The sequence below is a fragment of the Cellulophaga sp. RHA_52 genome, from assembly GCF_007827205.1.
Lineage (GTDB): Bacteria > Bacteroidota > Bacteroidia > Flavobacteriales > Flavobacteriaceae > Cellulophaga > Cellulophaga lytica.
Genome location: NZ_VIRZ01000001.1, coordinates 3,083,577 through 3,101,839 on the forward strand (window position 1 = coordinate 3,083,577; position 18,263 = coordinate 3,101,839).

The 18,263-nt window shown below is 30.8% G+C and carries 15 protein-coding genes; 11 read left to right on the forward strand and 4 right to left on the reverse strand.

Going from position 1 to position 18,263, the window contains the following annotated elements:
- Window positions 1-81: 81 nt before the first annotated feature.
- Together JM80_RS13650 and JM80_RS13655 are read left to right on the forward strand one after the other, a co-directional pair.
- The gene (locus JM80_RS13650; protein WP_144710568.1) at window positions 82-660 is read left to right on the forward strand and encodes an alkylphosphonate utilization protein; all 579 of its coding nucleotides are present in this window, start codon (window positions 82-84) and stop codon (window positions 658-660) included.
- Window positions 661-690: 30 nt separating this feature from the next.
- Window positions 691-1,431 (forward strand): tyrosine-protein phosphatase, encoded by a 741-nt coding sequence (locus tag JM80_RS13655; RefSeq protein WP_075695474.1) that lies wholly within the window; start codon window positions 691-693, stop codon window positions 1,429-1,431.
- A gap of 52 nt (window positions 1,432-1,483) precedes the next feature.
- On the opposite strand, the gene JM80_RS13660 is transcribed toward JM80_RS13655, so the two are convergent.
- From JM80_RS13660 to JM80_RS13675, 4 genes are read right to left on the reverse strand one after another with little or no spacing between them, the layout of a single operon-like run.
- On the reverse strand, window positions 1,484-3,862 hold the full coding sequence (locus JM80_RS13660) for a tyrosine-protein kinase family protein (protein WP_144710570.1): 2,379 nt from the start codon (window positions 3,860-3,862) through the stop codon (window positions 1,484-1,486).
- Window positions 3,863-3,896: 34 nt separating this feature from the next.
- Complete coding sequence (locus JM80_RS13665) at window positions 3,897-4,682, reverse strand: polysaccharide biosynthesis/export family protein (RefSeq protein WP_038506539.1); 786 nt, start codon at window positions 4,680-4,682, stop codon at window positions 3,897-3,899.
- 16 nt (window positions 4,683-4,698) lie between these two features.
- A complete protein-coding gene (locus JM80_RS13670) occupies window positions 4,699-6,633 on the reverse strand; it encodes a nucleoside-diphosphate sugar epimerase/dehydratase (protein ID WP_075695473.1) in 1,935 nt (644 codons plus the stop codon).
- Window positions 6,630-7,757: a DegT/DnrJ/EryC1/StrS aminotransferase family protein gene (locus JM80_RS13675; RefSeq protein ID WP_144710572.1), complete on the reverse strand. Its 1,128-nt coding sequence runs from the start codon at window positions 7,755-7,757 to the stop codon at window positions 6,630-6,632. The genes JM80_RS13670 and JM80_RS13675 overlap by 4 nt, the downstream gene beginning before the upstream one ends.
- A gap of 443 nt (window positions 7,758-8,200) precedes the next feature.
- On the opposite strand from JM80_RS13675, the gene JM80_RS13680 reads away from it, so the two are divergent.
- Genes JM80_RS13680 through JM80_RS13720 form a run of 9 tightly spaced genes read left to right on the forward strand, consistent with a single transcriptional unit; the run spans window position 8,201 to window position 18,259 of the window.
- Window positions 8,201-9,199: an SDR family oxidoreductase gene (locus tag JM80_RS13680; RefSeq protein ID WP_051456053.1), complete on the forward strand. Its 999-nt coding sequence runs from the start codon at window positions 8,201-8,203 to the stop codon at window positions 9,197-9,199.
- 22 nt (window positions 9,200-9,221) lie between these two features.
- Window positions 9,222-10,508, forward strand: a complete 1,287-nt coding sequence (locus tag JM80_RS13685) for a nucleotide sugar dehydrogenase (RefSeq protein ID WP_144710574.1) — start codon at window positions 9,222-9,224, stop codon at window positions 10,506-10,508.
- A gap of 40 nt (window positions 10,509-10,548) precedes the next feature.
- A complete protein-coding gene (locus JM80_RS13690; RefSeq protein WP_186439771.1) occupies window positions 10,549-12,072 on the forward strand; it encodes a lipopolysaccharide biosynthesis protein in 1,524 nt (507 codons plus the stop codon).
- A 6-nt stretch (window positions 12,073-12,078) separates the two neighbouring features.
- The gene (locus tag JM80_RS13695) at window positions 12,079-13,245 is read left to right on the forward strand and encodes a glycosyltransferase (protein WP_144710578.1); all 1,167 of its coding nucleotides are present in this window, start codon (window positions 12,079-12,081) and stop codon (window positions 13,243-13,245) included.
- 3 nt (window positions 13,246-13,248) lie between these two features.
- The gene (locus JM80_RS13700; protein WP_144710580.1) at window positions 13,249-14,358 is read left to right on the forward strand and encodes a polysaccharide pyruvyl transferase family protein; all 1,110 of its coding nucleotides are present in this window, start codon (window positions 13,249-13,251) and stop codon (window positions 14,356-14,358) included.
- A 3-nt stretch (window positions 14,359-14,361) separates the two neighbouring features.
- Window positions 14,362-15,474: a glycosyltransferase family 4 protein gene (locus tag JM80_RS13705; RefSeq protein WP_144710582.1), complete on the forward strand. Its 1,113-nt coding sequence runs from the start codon at window positions 14,362-14,364 to the stop codon at window positions 15,472-15,474.
- Window positions 15,471-16,589 (forward strand): glycosyltransferase family 4 protein, encoded by a 1,119-nt coding sequence (locus JM80_RS13710; protein ID WP_144710584.1) that lies wholly within the window; start codon window positions 15,471-15,473, stop codon window positions 16,587-16,589. Before JM80_RS13705 ends, JM80_RS13710 begins: the two co-directional genes overlap by 4 nt.
- Before the next feature lie 6 nt (window positions 16,590-16,595).
- Window positions 16,596-17,168, forward strand: coding sequence for a serine acetyltransferase (locus JM80_RS13715; RefSeq protein ID WP_144710586.1), 573 nt, complete (start codon window positions 16,596-16,598; stop codon window positions 17,166-17,168).
- A 2-nt stretch (window positions 17,169-17,170) separates the two neighbouring features.
- The gene (locus JM80_RS13720) at window positions 17,171-18,259 is read left to right on the forward strand and encodes an EpsG family protein (RefSeq protein ID WP_144710588.1); all 1,089 of its coding nucleotides are present in this window, start codon (window positions 17,171-17,173) and stop codon (window positions 18,257-18,259) included.
- Window positions 18,260-18,263: the final 4 nt, after the last annotated feature.

The following is an 18,263-nucleotide window of genomic DNA, read 5'->3' on the forward strand; positions in this document are numbered from 1 at the left end:
TCTAAATTAAACTTATAAACTTAGTAAGCTTAGAACAAACATTATACGTATTTTTGGCGTTAATTAATAATAAAATACCTTATGAGCATCGAAAGAGAATTAAAAAAAAGAAGCCAAAACAAATGTGAACTTTGCTCCAATGAAGAAAACTTAAGTCCTTACCAAGTTTTACCTGCAAAAAATAGTGATTTACAAGACAATATACTAGCCTGCAGTACCTGTATTACTCAAATAGAAGACCCAGAACAAACAGAACCAAATCACTGGAGATGTTTAAATGATAGTATGTGGAGTGAGCATATACCTGTACAAATTATTGCTTGGCGTATGCTAAGTAGGTTACGTAGTGAAGGATGGCCAGAAGACCTGCTAGATATGATGTATTTAGAAGAAGATAATTTAGAATGGGCTAAAGCTACTGGAGAAGGAGAAGATCCTGAAGATAAAATTGTACACAGAGATAGTAATGGTGTTATAATTAACGCCGGCGATAGTGTTGTATTAATTAAAGATTTACCCGTAAAAGGCTCTAGTATGGTAGCAAAAAGAGGAACTGCTGTACGTAGAGTATCTTTAGATCATGAAAATGCAGAATATATAGAGGGCAAAGTAGACGGACAACAAATTGTAATTATTACCAAGTACGTTAAAAAAATATAATTTTAGCAATACAAAAAAAGTAAAATTACTATGTTTCATTTTTTTAGTAAAAAATATTTTTTAGTTGATTATCTAGAAGGGTATACAGATATACACAACCATATTTTACCTGGCATAGATGATGGTGCAAAAACACCAGAAGAATCATTAGAAATTTTAAGTGGTTTTAAAGATTTTGGTGTAACTAAATTTATATGTACACCGCATATTATGAGTGGTTACTACCCAAATACTTCAAAAAGTATAACAACCTCTTTAGCAACATTACAAAAAGAACTAAAAACTAAAAACATAAACGACTTTACAATAGATATTGCTGCGGAGCATATGGTAGACCCCTATTTTGAAGAGCTTATAGACTCTAAAGAGTATATGTCTTTAAATAATGACTATATTTTAATTGAAATGTCTTTTCTACAAGAGTCAATTAATTTAAAACAAGCTGTTCAGAAGTTAAATAAACTACCTTTATCCCCTATTTTAGCTCACCCAGAACGCTATGCGTTTGCACATAATAAATTTAAAGATTATAACTATTATAAAGAGCTTGGTACTTTTTTTCAGCTTAATTTATTGTCATTGTGTAATTATTACGGTCCAGATGTGCACAAAGCAGCTTTAAAACTACTAGACAATAAAATGTATAACTTTATAGGGTCTGATGTACATAACATAAGACAATTAAAAGTCTTAAAGGAAATCAAGCTCCCGCTTAAAACAATAGAGTTACTAAAACCTATTATAGAAAATACCAACTATAATTTTGAATAAAAAAAGTCCCAGTGAAAAACTGGGACTTTTTAATTTAATATTCTTGGTAACCTTATTTTTTAAATAAATGCCACCAACGTTTTTTATTTACTCCATAACCATAACCATACTTACCTCCATAGCCTAAATCTGCTTCTGGCACATCATTAACTATAAAGCTTAGATTACTTATTTTACCTTCTTCTTTTAAATGAATTGGGTGCTGAATAACCTTATTTTCTGTAGAACCAGCTCTGGTAACATATAATAACTGGTCTGCATACTTACTTATTAATAATGTATCTGTAACTACAACCATAGGAGCAGTATCTACAATTACGTAATCATAAATTTCAGATACTTCTTTTAATAATGATTCCATTTTAGTGCTCATCAATAATTCTGCTGGGTTAGACGGAATTTTACCAGAGTAAATAATATCTAATTCAGTTTCACCATAAACTGTTGGCTTTACAATATCTTTTATTTTAATATCAGAAGTAAGGTACTCTGTTAAACCTGTATTTTTAGCACGTTTATTCCCTTTTTCTTCTGAAGCATCAAAAAATGTATATAATTTGGGGTTTCTAATATCTGCACCTACCAACAATACTTTTTTACCCGTATTAGCAAAAATTAATGCTAAGTTAGATGCTAAAAAAGTTTTACCTTCTCCAGATACACTAGAAGTTAAATAAACTATATTATTCTTTTTACCCGACGACTTTTTACTAGTATTTATTAAATAATCAATATTAGTACGTAAAATTCTAAAAGATTCTGCTAAAACCGATCTGTCATTCTTTTGAACCAAACCTGGTTTTTTACCTAAGCTAGGGATTTCTGCAACTACAGGTATAGACCCAACAATTTTTTCTAAATCTAATTTGTTATGAATTTTATTATCTAACAAATCACTAACATATATAAAACCAAATGGAATGAATAAACTTGCAACTATAGCTAGTAAGTATATATTTCTTTTTACAGGATACACAGGCCCATATCCGTAATTATAGGCGTTATCTATAACTTTTAACTTAGGAGTAGCGGAAGCAAATGCTATTTGAGACTCTTCTCTTCTTTGCAGTAAAAACAAATAAATTCCTTCAATACTGTTTTGTTTTCTTGCTATATCTGTTAATTTTCTTTGATTTATTGGTGATGTATAAAGCTTAGACCTAAATTGACTCACCTGTTTACTTAGGTTATTAACCTGTAAGCCTAATGCATTTTTAGTACTAGACAAACTAGAAGCCACCCCTTGTTTAATACCTGCCAATTGACTATTTAATGCAAGAACTGCAGGATTATTTGCACTAGCATTTTTTAATAAGTTCTTTCTAGTAATAACCAGTTCATTATACTTACTTACAGCACTAGTTATAGATGGGTCTTGCGTAACACCAGTTGGCAAAACATCAAATCCGTCTTGGTTTTCTACTTGGTCTTTCATTGCTTCAACTATACCCAGTTGTATTCTAGCACTTTCTAATTCCTGACTACTAGATGTACTCATACTATAATTTAAGCTTGTTTCACCTTGAATATCCGAGACTCCTTTTTGACTTTTAAAATCTTGCGCCTCTTGATCATAATTTGATAAACTAGATGCAATAACTTTTATCCTCTCATCAATAAAATTAGAAGTTTTATCTGCAATAGCTTTTCTAGAGTCTAAAGCGTTTTTGTTGTATATTCTAATTAATTCATTTAAAATATCCTTTGCTTTTTGCTGGTCATTATCTGTTAAAAATAAATCTAACATTTTAGACCCTTTCTCCGTTGGCGCAATATTTACCTTTGCTCTATAACTCTCTGCAATAAGTTCTACAGGACTAACTACAACCTTAAATTTTCTTCCTTTATAATTTTTTACATCTTCAAAAGATGGTGTAATAACAACATCTCCTGCAGGAGTTTCTACTTTAGAACCAAAAGTATATTTTTCTACATTAGCTTCTTCAGTTCTTGAAAAACCAAACATATCTTCCGTTAAATAATTTATATAAAAAGAAAAATTAGCCTTGTCTACTATAGAATCTTGCTCTAAAAAATTAAACGTAAAAGGCGTTTTTTTATAGACTTCTGTTTCTAAAATTCTACCTTCAGTATATACCTTAACATTTAAATTTAAGCTTTTAACTACTTCAATAAAATTTGATCTTGATTTTATTGACAGTATTTCATCTAAGACTTCAACGTCACTACCTGACGAAAAACCTCCCATATCCTTTAATACACTCAATTCACTTTTAGAGCTCTCTTCAGATAATATTTGAATTTTAGCTATAGCAGAGTATTGGGGTGTTGTATACCTCAAATACACAAAAGCCAATACTAAAGCCAAGATCATAGCTACTAAAAACCACTTCCAGTTTTTTGTGTAATTTTTAATTATTTCTTTAATATCAATACCATTTTTGATATTAGTTGTAGAGTTTAAATCCATAAACGTATAATCAATTCTTTGTAATTGTTCTATTTTAGTTTCTTAATAGTACAACTACGGTAGTTGTTAAAGTCAATAGTAATGATGCCACAGATAATGTCAATGCTCTGTTGCTAGATTTAGATTCATTTACTTTAGACTCATTAGGTTCTACATAAACCACATCATTTTGAGTTAAATAGTAAACAGGTGAATTTAAAACTTCTTTTTTGGTTAAATCTATCCTTGTAGAAACTTTAGTACCGTTAAAATCACGCATTACCAAAACGTTATCTCTTTTACCTGAAATATCTAAGTCGCCAGCCATACCTAAAGCTTGTAAAATAGTAATACGTTGTCCTGGAATATAAAAGGTTCCAGGAGACCTAACTTGACCTAAAATAGTAATATAAAAACCATCTAAAGAAACCAGAACCTGTGGATCTTTTAGCAACCCTCCTTCTATTAATTTTTTCTTTATTAGAGATTTAATTTCTGGAACAGAAGCACCTTTAACTTGAATACTTCCTAAAACAGGAAGTGTTATATTTCCTTCTACATCTACCAAGTAATTAGAAATACCACTAGACTCTTCACCTGATGCACTAGCGCTTGTGGTTAAATTAAAAGGGGCACTTGCTATTGGGTTTTCACTTGTAATTGCAATTCCTACTTTGTCTCCAACTTTTAATCTTGTGGTATACGTATCTGTATCTACCATTGTTTCAAAAGCTGATAAATTTTGAAAATACACAACATCCTTTTTAGATGCACATGAAATAGTCATCACAACTGCAAATATAGGTAGTACTTTATTTAAAAAAGTTTTAATGGTTCTCATAGGATTGTTTTACTTGTTATTTAGTTAATGTTTGTAGTATCTTTTTTTCTTCGTTTTTCTCTTTCTCAATATCTATTTTGCATAAATCTGAATTACTAGAAATAAACTCAGGTACAATATCTTTCATTAGACTTACAGTGTTAGATTTAAAGAACATATTATTAACACACAGCTCATCAATTAATGAACGCGTTTTAACATAATCTAACTCCCTCACCTTGCTTATCATTATTTTTTTATGATACGTAGGCATTGTATTTTCTCCGTTAGCTAAAAGTTCTTCATATAACTTTTCTCCTGGTCTTAAACCAGTAATTTTAATATCCATTTCTTCAGGATATTTTAAACCACAAAGTTTAATCATATTTTTAGCTAAATCAAATATTTTAACTGGCTTACCCATATCAAATATAAAAATTTCTCCTCCTTCTCCCATTGCTCCAGCTTCTAAAACTAACTGAGACGCTTCTGGAATTGTCATAAAAAAACGAGTCACATCTTTATGGGTTACCGTTAATGGCCCTCCTTTATCTATTTGTCTTTTAAACAATGGAATTACAGAACCATTAGATCCTAAAACATTACCAAACCTTGTAGTAATAAACTTAGTTTTGTTTTCTTGTTGCATACAACTAATATACATTTCTGCTATACGCTTGGTACCCCCCATTACATTAGTAGGGTTAACAGCTTTATCTGTAGAAACAAACACAAACTTATCTACATTATGTTGTATAGATAAATCTGCAAGAACCTTAGTTCCTGCAACATTAATTTTTATAGCTTCATAAGAGTTGTACTCCATTAAAGGAACATGCTTATAAGCAGCAGCATGAAACACAATATTAGGTTTATGTTCTGTAAAAAGATAATTTAACCTGTTTTTATCCCTAATATCACCAACTATAGGGAAAAAATTATGGTATCCATTTTGTTTTAATTCTTGCTGCAAATCATAAAGAGCAGACTCTGCCTGGTCTATAACTATTAATGATTTGTAATTATATTTACATATTTGCCTTACTAGTTCACTACCTATAGAGCCAGCCCCACCAGTTACAACTACCACTTTGTCTTTTAATTCACCAGATATTTTAGAGTTTTCAATAGTAATTGGGGCTCTATCTAGTAAATCTTCAATTTGAACTTGCTTTATTTGTGAAAAATTTAGCTCTCCGTTAATCCAATCCTCAACAGGAGGAACAATTTTAACCTTAACAGGATAATCAACCATACCCTCTACCAATTCTCTAAGCGCGGTTGGATTAATGTTCTGAATTGAAAAAATAACTTCAGAAATACCATTGTTTACAATAAACTCCTCATTCAAATCACTTTTAGCATAAACATTAACTCCGTTTATACTTTTACCAACCTTTTTACTATTATTATCTACATAACCAACTACTTTTACATTAGATTTAGAGTGGTTTGTAATAGCACTATGCGTTATAATACCAGATTCACCAGCGCCATAAATTAAAACCCTTTTAGTATTGTATAAACTTTTATTTACTATGGTATTGTAAAGCGTTTTAAATAAGTACCTAGATGCAGATAACGCTAAAAAAGCAATTAAACTATGTACAATAATAATTTGTAATGGTATGGTTGTCCAACTAAACAGGTCTAGTTTTTTGTTTGCTAAAACCAATAAAATCATTAAAATACTAGACAAACATATTGCGTTAAAAATATTATACACATCTTTAACACCTGTATGCCTAACTACTCCTTTGTAAGATCCTGTAATTAAAAAAGCTAAGGCTGCAACAACAGCAACAATAGGAATTTGAAATGGCAACTGAGCAACATCAAACTCTAATGTTAAGTTATATCTAATAAAGTAAGATAAGATAAAAGCAATAATCATTATTACTACATCTATACCTAAAACTAACCATTTAGATGCGTACCTTGTTACATTATTATTTAAGTAATTCTTAATCATATAAATTGAGACTTTATTGTACGTACAATTCTTTCCAAATCTTTTTTCTCTAAATTAGACCCACTAGGTAAGCAAAGTCCTCTTTCAAAAAGATCCTCAGAAGTTCCGTCCATATAACTTGCACAATCCTTAAATACAGGCTGTGCATGCATTGGCTTCCATAATGGACGTGACTCTATATTTTCATTTAATAATGCTAACCTAATTTTTTCTCTAATTTTAAAGGAAGGTGTTAAAATACAGCTTAACCACCTGTTAGAAAAAACTCCACTAGGCTCATTTAAAAACTCAAGCTCTTTTATTAAATGTAAATTATCATAATAGTATTGATAATTAGCTCTCCTAGCTGCTACTCTATCGTCTAAAACTAACATTTGTCCACGACCAATACCAGCTAATACATTACTCATTCTATAGTTATATCCAACAACATTATGTTGGTAGTGTGGTGCATCTTCTCTTGCCTGCGTTGCTAAAAAAACGGCTCTGTCTTTTATAGCTTTATCTTTTGTTACTAAAGCCCCTCCACCAGAGGTTGTTATTATTTTATTCCCATTAAAAGACAAAATTCCTACGGTTCCAAAACCTCCACATTTTACACCATTGTACGTACTTCCTAGTGCTTCTGCACTATCTTCAACTACTGGTATATTGTATTTTTCTGCTATAGCGTTAATTTCTGTTACTTTATACGGCATACCATATAAATGTACTGCAACAATGGCTTTAGGCTTAACTCCTTTAGCAATTCTATCTTCTATTGCTTCTTCTAACAACTTAGGAGACATATTCCACGTATCTTTTTCACTATCTACAAAAACAGGAGTAGCTCCTAAATATTTTATAGGATTAGCAGAGGCAGAAAACGTAAATGTTTGGCATAAAACTTCATCTCCAGACTTTATTCCCAAAATCTCTAAGGCTAAATGTATAGCTGCTGTACCAGAACTTAAGGCTGCAACGCTAACATCATTTTTTACATATGCTGCAATATCATTCTCAAAAAAAGTAACATTTGGTCCTAAAGGAGCTATCCAATTGGTATCAAAAGCTTCTTTTACAAAATTTTGTTCTTCACCGCCCATGTGCGGAGAGGATAACCATATTTTACTTTCTTGTGACATATATGTGTATTAATGCTAATAAAGTTCTTACAAACAATTCATCAATTTTCAAATTTATCTTAATTATTTTCATTTTAAGAGTACTGGTTTAATAAATCGGTAAACATGTATAAAAATCGTTTAAATACGATATTAAACCATAATTCTACACTTCAACTTTTTTCATTTAGCAATCACCACATACAATGCCAAAAATCAAATCTTTAATAAAACAATAGTATTTAAGTGAATACAGCGCATATATACATCTGTTACATATACTAATTATTAAAAAATTTTACCTAAAATTAAACGTAAAACAGAATGATAAAATGCTCTAAAAAAACGTAGAAGAAAACTTTAACCACTATAAATTACAATTCATCGGAAATAACATTGTTCTAAAACAAAAAAGCAGTTATTTCGTACTTTCAATTATACCTTTGAATTTTCAAAAAAAATAAATGGATATTACAACATTCAACTTAAATCCAAACTTTCATATTTTAGTTACTGGCGGAGCTGGTTTTATTGGCTCTAATTTATGTGAGGCATTATTAAAAAACGGAAATACAGTAACCTGTTTAGATAATTTTGCAACTGGCCATAAAAAAAACATAGCACAACATTTTAACAATCCTAAATTTACTTTAATAGAAGGTGACATTCGTAATTTAGATGATTGCCATAAAGCTTGTAAAGGGGTAGACTATATAATGCACCAAGCTGCACTTGGGTCTGTACCAAGATCTATTAATGACCCTATTACTAGTAACAACGTTAATGTATCTGGTTTTTTAAACATGCTAGTTGCAGCAAGAGATAATGGGGTAAAACGTTTTGTTTATGCAGCAAGTTCTTCTACTTATGGAGATTCTAAAGGTCTTCCTAAAGTTGAAGATAAAATTGGAAAACCATTATCTCCTTATGCTATTACAAAATATGTAAATGAATTGTATGCAGAAATTTTTTCTAAAACTTACGGTATAGAAACTATAGGCCTGCGTTATTTTAATGTTTTTGGAAGAAAGCAAGACCCTAAAGGAGCTTATGCAGCCGTAATTCCTAAATTTGTAATGCAGTTTATGGATTATGAATCTCCTGTTATTAATGGTGATGGATCTTTTTCTAGAGATTTTACGTATATAGACAATGTAATACAAATGAATGTTTTAGCTGTTGTTACTACAAATAAAGATGCTGTTAACACGGTATACAATGTTGCGTATGGTGAGCGTACAGATTTAAATGAACTTACAACTTTACTTAAAGAGTACCTAAGTGAGTTTGACTCTAAAATTAAAGATGTAGATGTTACATTTGGACCAGAGAGACAAGGTGATGTACCGCACTCATTAGCATCTATAGACAAAGCAAAAAACTTGTTAAATTACAACCCTCAGTACAATATTAAAAAAGGCTTAAAAGAAGCCGTAGATTGGTATTGGGAAAATTTAAAATAATTTAATAAAAGAACACTATATTATGAATACCTCAAAAATTGCAATTATTGGTCTTGGCTATGTTGGCTTACCTTTGGCCCGCTTATTTGCTACAAAGTACCCAGTTATAGGTTTTGACATAAACCAAGAAAGAATTGCAGAATTACAATCTGGCACAGACAGTACGTTAGAAGTAGATGATGCTGTTTTACAAAGTGTATTATCACAAACACCAGATATAAAAGATACTGGTTTGTATTGTAGTAGTAATTTAGATGATATAAAAGATTGTAACGTTTACGTAGTAACCGTACCTACGCCTGTAGATAAAAACAACAGACCAGACTTAACACCATTATATAAGTCTAGTGAAACAGTTGCTAAAGTTTTAAAAAAGGGAGATATTGTAATTTATGAATCTACTGTATACCCTGGTGTTACAGAAGAAGAGTGTATTCCTGTATTAGAAAAACACAGTGGTTTAAAATTTAATGTAGACTTTTTTGCTGGGTACTCTCCAGAGCGTATAAACCCAGGAGATAAAGAACACACTGTAGAAAAAATATTAAAGGTAACTGCTGGTTCTACACCAGAAATAGGTATTAAAGTAGACAATTTATACAAGTCTGTAATAACTGCAGGTACACACCTTGCTCCTACCATTAAAGTTGCTGAAGCTGCAAAAGTTATAGAAAACTCTCAACGAGACATTAATATTGCTTTTGTTAACGAGCTGGCTAAAATTTTTAATTTAATGGACATAGATACCCACGCTGTGCTAGAAGCAGCTGGCACTAAATGGAACTTTTTACCATTTAAGCCAGGTTTAGTAGGTGGGCATTGTATAGGTGTAGATCCTTATTATTTGGCACAAAGAGCCCAAGAGTTTGGGTACCATCCAGAAATTATATTAGCTGGTCGTAGGTTAAATGATAGTATGGGCGGCTATGTTGCTGCAGAAGTTATTAAATTAATGCTTAAAGCAGACATAAAAATTAAAAATGCCAACATTTTAGTACTAGGGGTTACATTTAAAGAAAACTGCCCAGATGTACGTAATACACGTGCTGTAGATGTTATACAACAATTAGAGAGTTACAGTGCTAATGTTACTATTTATGATCCTTGGGCAAACCCAGCAGAGGTTGCTCATGAGTACAATTTAGAAACTACAACAGCACTACCAATTAAAAAGTATGATGCTGTGGTACTAACCGTAGCTCATAAAGAATTTTTAGCCTTAGACCTGCAAAGTTTACTGCAACCAAATGGTATTTTGTATGATGTTAAAGGCATTTTAGATCCTAAAAAAGTTAACGGAAGATTATAACTAGTACCAAACCTCTAGTAAACTATAAAAACTAACCATTTTGAGTCAACTAAAAAAAGGTGTTCTACTAAATTATTCTACTATTTTATTAACTAATATAGTGGGCATCTTATTAACTCCTTTCATCCTAAAACATTTAGGATCATCGGAATACGGAATATACTTAACAATTGGAGCCTTTGTTGGTACTATTTCATTGTTAGACTTTGGTCTAAGTAATACCGTTGTACGTTTTGTAGCAAAATACCAAGCTGAAAAAGATAAAGAGGGTGAGGAAAACTTTTTAGCAACCACTATGCTAATTTATCTTTTTATATCATTAGTCATTGTTATTATTGGTGTTGTCTTTTATACTTTTTTTTTAGATTCCTACTTTACAAAAATGAATAGGGAAGAAATTAAAATTGCCAAAGCAATATTTGGTATTTTAATTTTCAACCTGGCAATAGGTCTTCCTGGCGCTGCTTTTTCGGGTATTTGTTACAGTTATGAATCTTTTGTTTTCCCCAAAGCGTTAAACATTATTCGGTATATAACACGTTCTCTTACTGTTGTTGCTGTTTTATCTCTAGGAGGAAAATCAATAGCGTTAGTAATTATTGATACATCCTTTAATATATTGATAATATTAATTACTTCAATTTTTGTGTTTAAAAAATTGAAAGTAAAATTTAAATTACATAAGTTTTCATTTAAGTTTATAAAAGAGATATTTAGTTATTCTGGATGGATTTTTATTTTTGGATTGGTTGCTCTATTTCAATGGCAAGCAGGTTACTTTGTTCTTGGCCGTCTAAGTACTTCTGAAATCATAACTATTTATGGACTAGGTGTAACTTTAGGCTCCTACTATGGTGCTTTTTCCACGGCTATTTCCAGTATGTTCTTACCAAGAGCTACAAAAATGTCTGTAAATAAAGTTTCTAGTGCAGAGCTTACTAATGAAATGATTAAAGTAGGTAGACTTTCGTTTATTGTTCTTATGTTCATTTTTGGGGCTTTTTTACTTTTTGGTAGACAATTTGTTTTTCTATGGGTTGGATCTGAATTATCTATTGCAACAACTAACACAATATGGCTTATAGCTTTATTAATTATGATTGCCTACACTGTACCTTTAGTACAATCTTTTGCTAATTTAATATTAGAAGCTCAAAATAAACTTGCTTTCAAGGCAATTTTATATTTATCCTCACTTATAATTGGAACAGGAATTGGAGCATATTTGGTTAAAGATTTTGGAGTTTTAGGAATGATTTCAGGAACACTAACAGGCTGGGTAACTGCTCAAGTAATTATGAACTTTTATTATGTAAGAGTTGCTAAACTGAATATTCTAACTTTTTTTAAAAAACTATTGAGTAAAATATTACCTGCATTGATTATTTCATTGATTCTAGGACACCTTCTTAATTACATTCCGTATGATGGGGCAATTAACTTTGTAATCAAAGCCGCAATATATACAATGGTTTACTCATTAATAACTTTTAAAATTGGACTTAATAACTACGAAAAAGAATTATTTCAAAACGGAATAAATAAAGTGTTTAAGAAAAAATAACACATTATGAATAAAACGAAATCAATACTTTTTATAATTGAATCTTTACATTGTGGTGGTGCAGAAAAAAGTCTTGTTACCTTATTAAATAATATAGATTTAACCAAATATAACGTAGATCTATTAATTCTTAAAAAGGGAGGTGAATTTGAAAAATTTGTTCCTAAAGAAATTGAAATTAAAGCTATAGAGGTTAAAGAATCTAATTTTCTAGGTAAGTTTTTTCTTAAAATGAAGTTTTTTATTTTAAGAAAAATATTTGAGAATGTACATAATGCGCAACTCTTTTGGAAAGCTTACTCTAATCAATTCATTAATCAAAAAGAAGAATATGATATAGCTATTGCATACAATCAAGGTTTTTCTACATATTACACAGTAGAAAAAGTACAAGCAAATTCTAAATTTGCTTGGTTAAATACAGATTATAAAAAAGCTGGTTACACTATATCTAAAGATATATACTTTTATAAAAAATTAAACAAAGTTGTTTGTGTATCTAAAGAAAACGAAGCTTCTTTTATAAAAGAGCTAAATACTGTTAACACTACAATTGAAACGACAGTTATCAAAGATATCACAGACAAAAAAGTTATAGAAAAATTAAGCAGAGAAAAGACCCCTGAGAACATTTCAAATGAAAATATCACATCTATAGTTACTGTTGGTAGGTTGGCAAAAGCTAAGGGCTATGAATTAGCTATAGAGGCTTGTTCTATTTTAATTAAAAGTAAACTCAATGTTAAATGGTATGTTATTGGGGAAGGTCCTGAAAGAGTTAATTTAGAAAAATTAATAGCAACTTATAAACTAGAAGAACATTTTATTCTTCTAGGCTTTAAAGAAAACCCATACCCTTATATTAAAGCAGCAGATATTTATGTACAAACTTCTTTATTTGAAGGTTTAGGCTTATCTGTAATAGAAGCTTCTTTTTTAAACAAACCAATTGTAGCAACCAATTTCCCTAGTGTATACAACATCATAGATGATAAAAAAACTGGATTAATAACAGATATGAAACCTAGTGCTATTAGTGCTGCCGTTAAACTATATATAAATGATGATGAATTTAAAACAACCATTGTTAATAATTTGTCTTCTATAGAAAATACAGATAAAGAGAAATCTATAGAAAAAATAAATAATTTTATTTTGAATTTAGAAAAGTAAATTATGAAAATAAAAACCATTACCTGCCATGAAGTGTATAATCATGGAGCTAGTCTTCAAGAATATGCATTATTAACTTATTTAGAACAACAAGGACATACTGCAGAAACCATACATTACAAACCCCATTTTTTAAGCAATCATTTTAGATTGTGGTATACTAACAATCCTAAATTTGATAAGAATATAGTACTGCGTCTTATATACAATACTCTTAAGCTTCCAAAACGCTTAATTAAACGTAGGCGTAAAAAAGCATTTGATGCTTTTTCTGACAAATACATTAAAGCTACCACAAAGCTTTATAAAACCAATGAAGATTTAAAAAAGGATTTGCCTGAAGCTGATGCATATATTTGTGGTAGTGACCAAATTTGGAATTCTTTTTTTGAAAATGGAAAAGATCCTGCTTTTTACTTAGATTTTGTTCCTGATACTAAATTAAAATTATCGTATGCCGCAAGTTTTGCTATAGATAAATTAGAAGAAGATATAAAACCATTTGTAAAAGAAAAAATAAGCAGATTAGACCACGTAGCGGTACGTGAGTCTTCTGGTAAATTAATATTAGAAGAACTAGGGTTTACTAATGCCCACCAAGTACTAGATCCTGTGTTTTTATTAGACCCTAACAGTTGGTCTAAATTAGAAGACGGTAGTAAAGAAGATAATAAGTATATTTTTATCTACGATTTTGATTCTAACCCCTTAATTAAACAAATGGCTTTAAAGCTAAAAAAAGAAAATGGTTGGGATATTATTACTGTTAATGAGTTGATTAATTATGCCGATAAAAATTATTTTTTTAAAGGCCCAGATAAGTTTTTAAGTCTTATAAAAAATGCAAGTTTTGTAATTTCTAATAGCTTTCATGCAGTAGCATTTTCTATAATTTTTCAAAAAGACTTTGTCGTTTTTAATAGATCTTACAAAATTAATACACGTATGCGAGATATGTTAGGGTCTATTGGTTTAGATCAGCTATTAATTTTAGATGAAAAAATGGTTCAAAACCATAAAACTAATGCTATCAATTTTTCGGAAGCGCAAGAAAAACTAGATGTTTTGATAAATTCTTCTAAAACATACTTAAACAACGCTTTAAAACAATAAGTAATGCCTAAATTAGTCTATATCACAAACGGAGTGTCTGGACCTGGCGGTTTAGAACGAGTACTTTCTATTAAGGCGAGTTATTTTGCAGATGCTATGCAGTACAATGTGCATATAATAGCATTGAATAATGACAGTTCCGATTTGTTTTATAACTTTAGTAAAGCCATAACTTTTCATAACGTAAAAGCAACGGGCAATCCGTTTTCATACCTAAATCAGTACAAAGAAGGATTAAAAAATTGCTTAAATAAAATTAATCCTGATATAGTATCTGTTTGTGATGATGGCTTAAAAGGGCTACTACTACCCTACATTATTGGCAAACCTTGCCCTATGATATACGAGAGACACGTATCTAAAAATATACAAATAAAAAAAGGTGCTTCTTCTTTTTTAGGCCAACTTAAAAATAAAATTACGTTTAAGTTAATGGATCTAGGAGCTGCAAAATATAATAGTTTTGTAGTTTTAACCAACGGAAATACTAAGGAGTGGCAACTAAAAAATATGTCTGTAATTGCTAATCCATTGTCTTTTTTTCCTGAAGAAAAAAACCTCAGTTTATTAAACACCAAGAAAGTACTGGCTGTTGGCAAGCAAAGTTATCAAAAAGGGTATGATCGTTTATTGCAAAGTTGGAAAACTGTAGCTGAAAAACATCCAGATTGGGAATTAGACATTTATGGTACCATAAGCGAAAAAGAGCAACTACCAAAACTAGCTGAAGAATTAGGCATTACAAGGAGTGTACATTTTTATGCACCTGTAAAAAACATTGCTGAAAAATACCAAGAGGCTTCTATTTATGTCATGTCTTCTAGATACGAGGGTTTTGGTATGGTATTAACAGAGGCTATGGCGTATGGTGTACCTTGTGTTTCGTTTGATTGTCCGCATGGACCGGCGGATATTATTACTCACAATAAAAACGGTGTTTTAGTACCTAACGACGATTGTGATAAACTTGCTAACGGACTTTTACAGCTTATAGGAGATGATGGCAATAGGCAAAAAATGGGCACTGCTGCAAGAAGAGATGTACAGCGCTATTCTATAGAAAAAATAGCGATGAAATGGGATATGTTATTTAAAAAAATAATACGCACTACATGAAAATTGTCTTTTTAATAGATCAGGTCTACCTACACGGTGGTATAGAGCGCGTATTGTCTATAAAGGCTAACTATTTAGCTAAAAACGACGCCAATGACATACATATAATAACAACAGAGCAACAACAAAACTCCCCTTGTTATGACTTTAATAGCGCTATTCATTTTTTAGATTTGGGTATTAACTACTCAAGAAACAAATCTTATTTTCATCCAAAAAATTTACTGAAATTACCAATACATATTTCTAAAATAAAGCACGTTTTAAAACAAATTCAACCAGACGTAGTTGTTGTCTGTAGCCACAGTACGGATACGTATTTTATGCCCTTTATAGCCAAGCATATTCCTAAAGTGAAAGAATTTCATTATTCTAAATCTATAGAGGTTGAAAAACGTAAAAATCCTAAAAGTACGTTTAAAAAACAGTTTTTGAAATTTGCAGATTACGTAGAAACAAAATATGATTCTCTGGTTGTTCTAAACAAAGATGAACAAGCATATTACGCTTCTAACAACACAACTGTAATACCAAACCCTTTAACATTTTTTCCTGAGACCAAAACTACATTAGAAAAAAAAATAGTAATAGCAGCTGGTAGAATAGCTCAAGTTAAAGGTTTTGATTTACTCATTGATATTTGGGCTCTGTTTGCGCAACAAGATCCCCAATGGCAATTGCATATTTATGGAGACGGACCAAAAGAGTACGTAGCTAGTCTACAGAAACAAATAGATGCTAATAATTTAAGTGAAGTCGTTCTTTTAAAAGGCAGCACAACACAGGTAAAGAAAAAAATGTTAGACGCTTCTATTTATGCCATGACATCGCATAATGAGTGTTTTCCGCTGGTATTGTTAGAAGCACAAGCTTGTGGTTTGCCTATTGTAGCGTACAACTGTCCGCATGGACCTAGCAATATTGTATCTAAAGAAAATGGTATATTGGTAGAGCATTACAATAAAGAACAATTTGCTGAAGCACTTTTAAAGCTAAGCAGAAATAAGGACTTGCTACAATCTATGAGTACAGAAGCAGTAGAAAACGCAAAAAAGTACACTATAGAAAAAGTAATGAGTAAATGGATTAATTTATTTACTACATTAAAAAAATAAAGTATTATGAGGAGCTTACTAAATACGTTATACAAATTGTTGCTATGGCCACACGTTTTACTCTACCTAAAAAGTGCCAACAAAACAGACATAGACAAAGATCTAACACGTTGGGCAACAGCTAAAAACATACAAAAAAGTAATACAGGACTCTTATTGCATTTTTTAGCAGTTTCACCTGATTTTAGAACACTGTTCTATTATAGAACAAGAAGTTTTACTTCACATATTTTAAATTTATATTGTAGAAAACAGAACAACTTTACTATTGACGTTACTACTAAATTAGCTGGCGGAACCTTAACAGGACACCCGTATTGCACCATATTAAATGCCAATAGCATTGGAGAAAACTTTTATGTAAACCATTTGGTTACCGTAGGCGAGGTGAACGGCAAAAGACCTACCATAGGTAATAATGTCTCAATTTATACAGGTGCTATAGTCATAGGCGATATTACAATTGGTAATAATGTACAAATTGGCGCAGGTACTGTAGTGGTAAAAAGTGTGCCAGACAATTGTGTTGTAGTGGGTAACCCAGGAAGAATACTAACTCCTAACGCTAAAAAAAATTAATTATGGGCTCATTAATTCCAATGGAAAGCTACTATGATGTGTTTATGAATGCATGCCTATTTTTAGTACTGTTTACACTTCTACATACAATAGTATTAAAGTTAGATGCTCAAAAAAACTTAATTTTCATTCAGTTTGCAGGCATTACACTGTTGGTTTTACTAATTTTATTTATAGGACAACGCCCTATAAGTGGTATTTATTTTGGAGATACTATTAATTATTACAGATCTTATGTTGCCTACCAATATGGAGCAGAAATAAAAGAGAATGCAAATGATTATGGCTGGCATTTATTTATGAAAGGATCAGCACAACTTATTTCTGTACATAACTTTTTTACAATTATTACATTCATATACATATATCCTATGTACCGCATCTCTAAAGAGTTTTTTAAAGAGTATTGGTACTATGCTTTTTTATTATTTGTGGTTTCTTTTTCTTTTTGGACCTATGGTGTAAATGGCATCAGAAATGGGGCTGCCGCCTCTTTGTTTTTATGGGGCGTAAGTTACCATCGTAAAAGAGCGCTAATGATAGTGCTGTTTTTAATATCCATACAATTTCATAAAACATTACTATTACCAATCGCCGCTTATGGCATAACATACATTTACAACAACCCAAAAACCTATTTAAAAGCTTGGGTAGTAGCAATACCACTTTCTTTTATATTGGGAAGTCTTTTTATTACATTGTTTACAAGCCTTGGTTTTGGAGACGACCGTTTGGCAGGATATTTAACAGGAGAAGCAGAAGCAAACAGTGGCTTCCGATGGGATTTTATTTTTTACAGTGGTTTTGCTGTATTTGCCGCTTGGTATTTTATTATAAAACGGAAATTTAAAGATCAAGTTTATTTTCAATTAGTTAACACCTATTTAATATGCAATGCATTTTGGATCTTAGTCATACGTGCCAATTACTCCAACCGTTTTGCTTATTTATCGTGGTTTATGATGGCTATTGTTATTATATACCCTATGCTAAAAAAACAGTTTTTTAAGAATCAACATTTTATGATTGGAAAAATAACACTTGCTTATTTTGCCTTTACCTATTTAATGTACAAAATATATTACGCCTAATAAA

Excerpts from the sequence above, each read along its gene's own strand:
- JM80_RS13700 (WP_144710580.1), top strand. The coding sequence starts at position 13,249 with ATGAAAATAAAAACCATTACCTGCCATGAAGTGTATAATCATGGAGCT.
- JM80_RS13660 (WP_144710570.1), bottom strand. The coding sequence starts at position 3,862 with ATGGATTTAAACTCTACAACTAATATCAAAAATGGTATTGATATTAAA.
- JM80_RS13650 (WP_144710568.1), top strand. The coding sequence starts at position 82 with ATGAGCATCGAAAGAGAATTAAAAAAAAGAAGCCAAAACAAATGTGAA.
- JM80_RS13705 (WP_144710582.1), top strand. The coding sequence starts at position 14,362 with ATGCCTAAATTAGTCTATATCACAAACGGAGTGTCTGGACCTGGCGGT.
- JM80_RS13680 (WP_051456053.1), top strand. The coding sequence starts at position 8,201 with ATGGATATTACAACATTCAACTTAAATCCAAACTTTCATATTTTAGTT.
- JM80_RS13665 (WP_038506539.1), bottom strand. The coding sequence starts at position 4,682 with ATGAGAACCATTAAAACTTTTTTAAATAAAGTACTACCTATATTTGCA.
- JM80_RS13655 (WP_075695474.1), top strand. The coding sequence starts at position 691 with ATGTTTCATTTTTTTAGTAAAAAATATTTTTTAGTTGATTATCTAGAA.
- JM80_RS13685 (WP_144710574.1), top strand. The coding sequence starts at position 9,222 with ATGAATACCTCAAAAATTGCAATTATTGGTCTTGGCTATGTTGGCTTA.
- JM80_RS13715 (WP_144710586.1), top strand. The coding sequence starts at position 16,596 with ATGAGGAGCTTACTAAATACGTTATACAAATTGTTGCTATGGCCACAC.
- JM80_RS13675 (WP_144710572.1), bottom strand. The coding sequence starts at position 7,757 with ATGTCACAAGAAAGTAAAATATGGTTATCCTCTCCGCACATGGGCGGT.
- JM80_RS13720 (WP_144710588.1), top strand. The coding sequence starts at position 17,171 with ATGGGCTCATTAATTCCAATGGAAAGCTACTATGATGTGTTTATGAAT.
- JM80_RS13695 (WP_144710578.1), top strand. The coding sequence starts at position 12,079 with ATGAATAAAACGAAATCAATACTTTTTATAATTGAATCTTTACATTGT.
- JM80_RS13710 (WP_144710584.1), top strand. The coding sequence starts at position 15,471 with ATGAAAATTGTCTTTTTAATAGATCAGGTCTACCTACACGGTGGTATA.
- JM80_RS13670 (WP_075695473.1), bottom strand. The coding sequence starts at position 6,633 with ATGATTAAGAATTACTTAAATAATAATGTAACAAGGTACGCATCTAAA.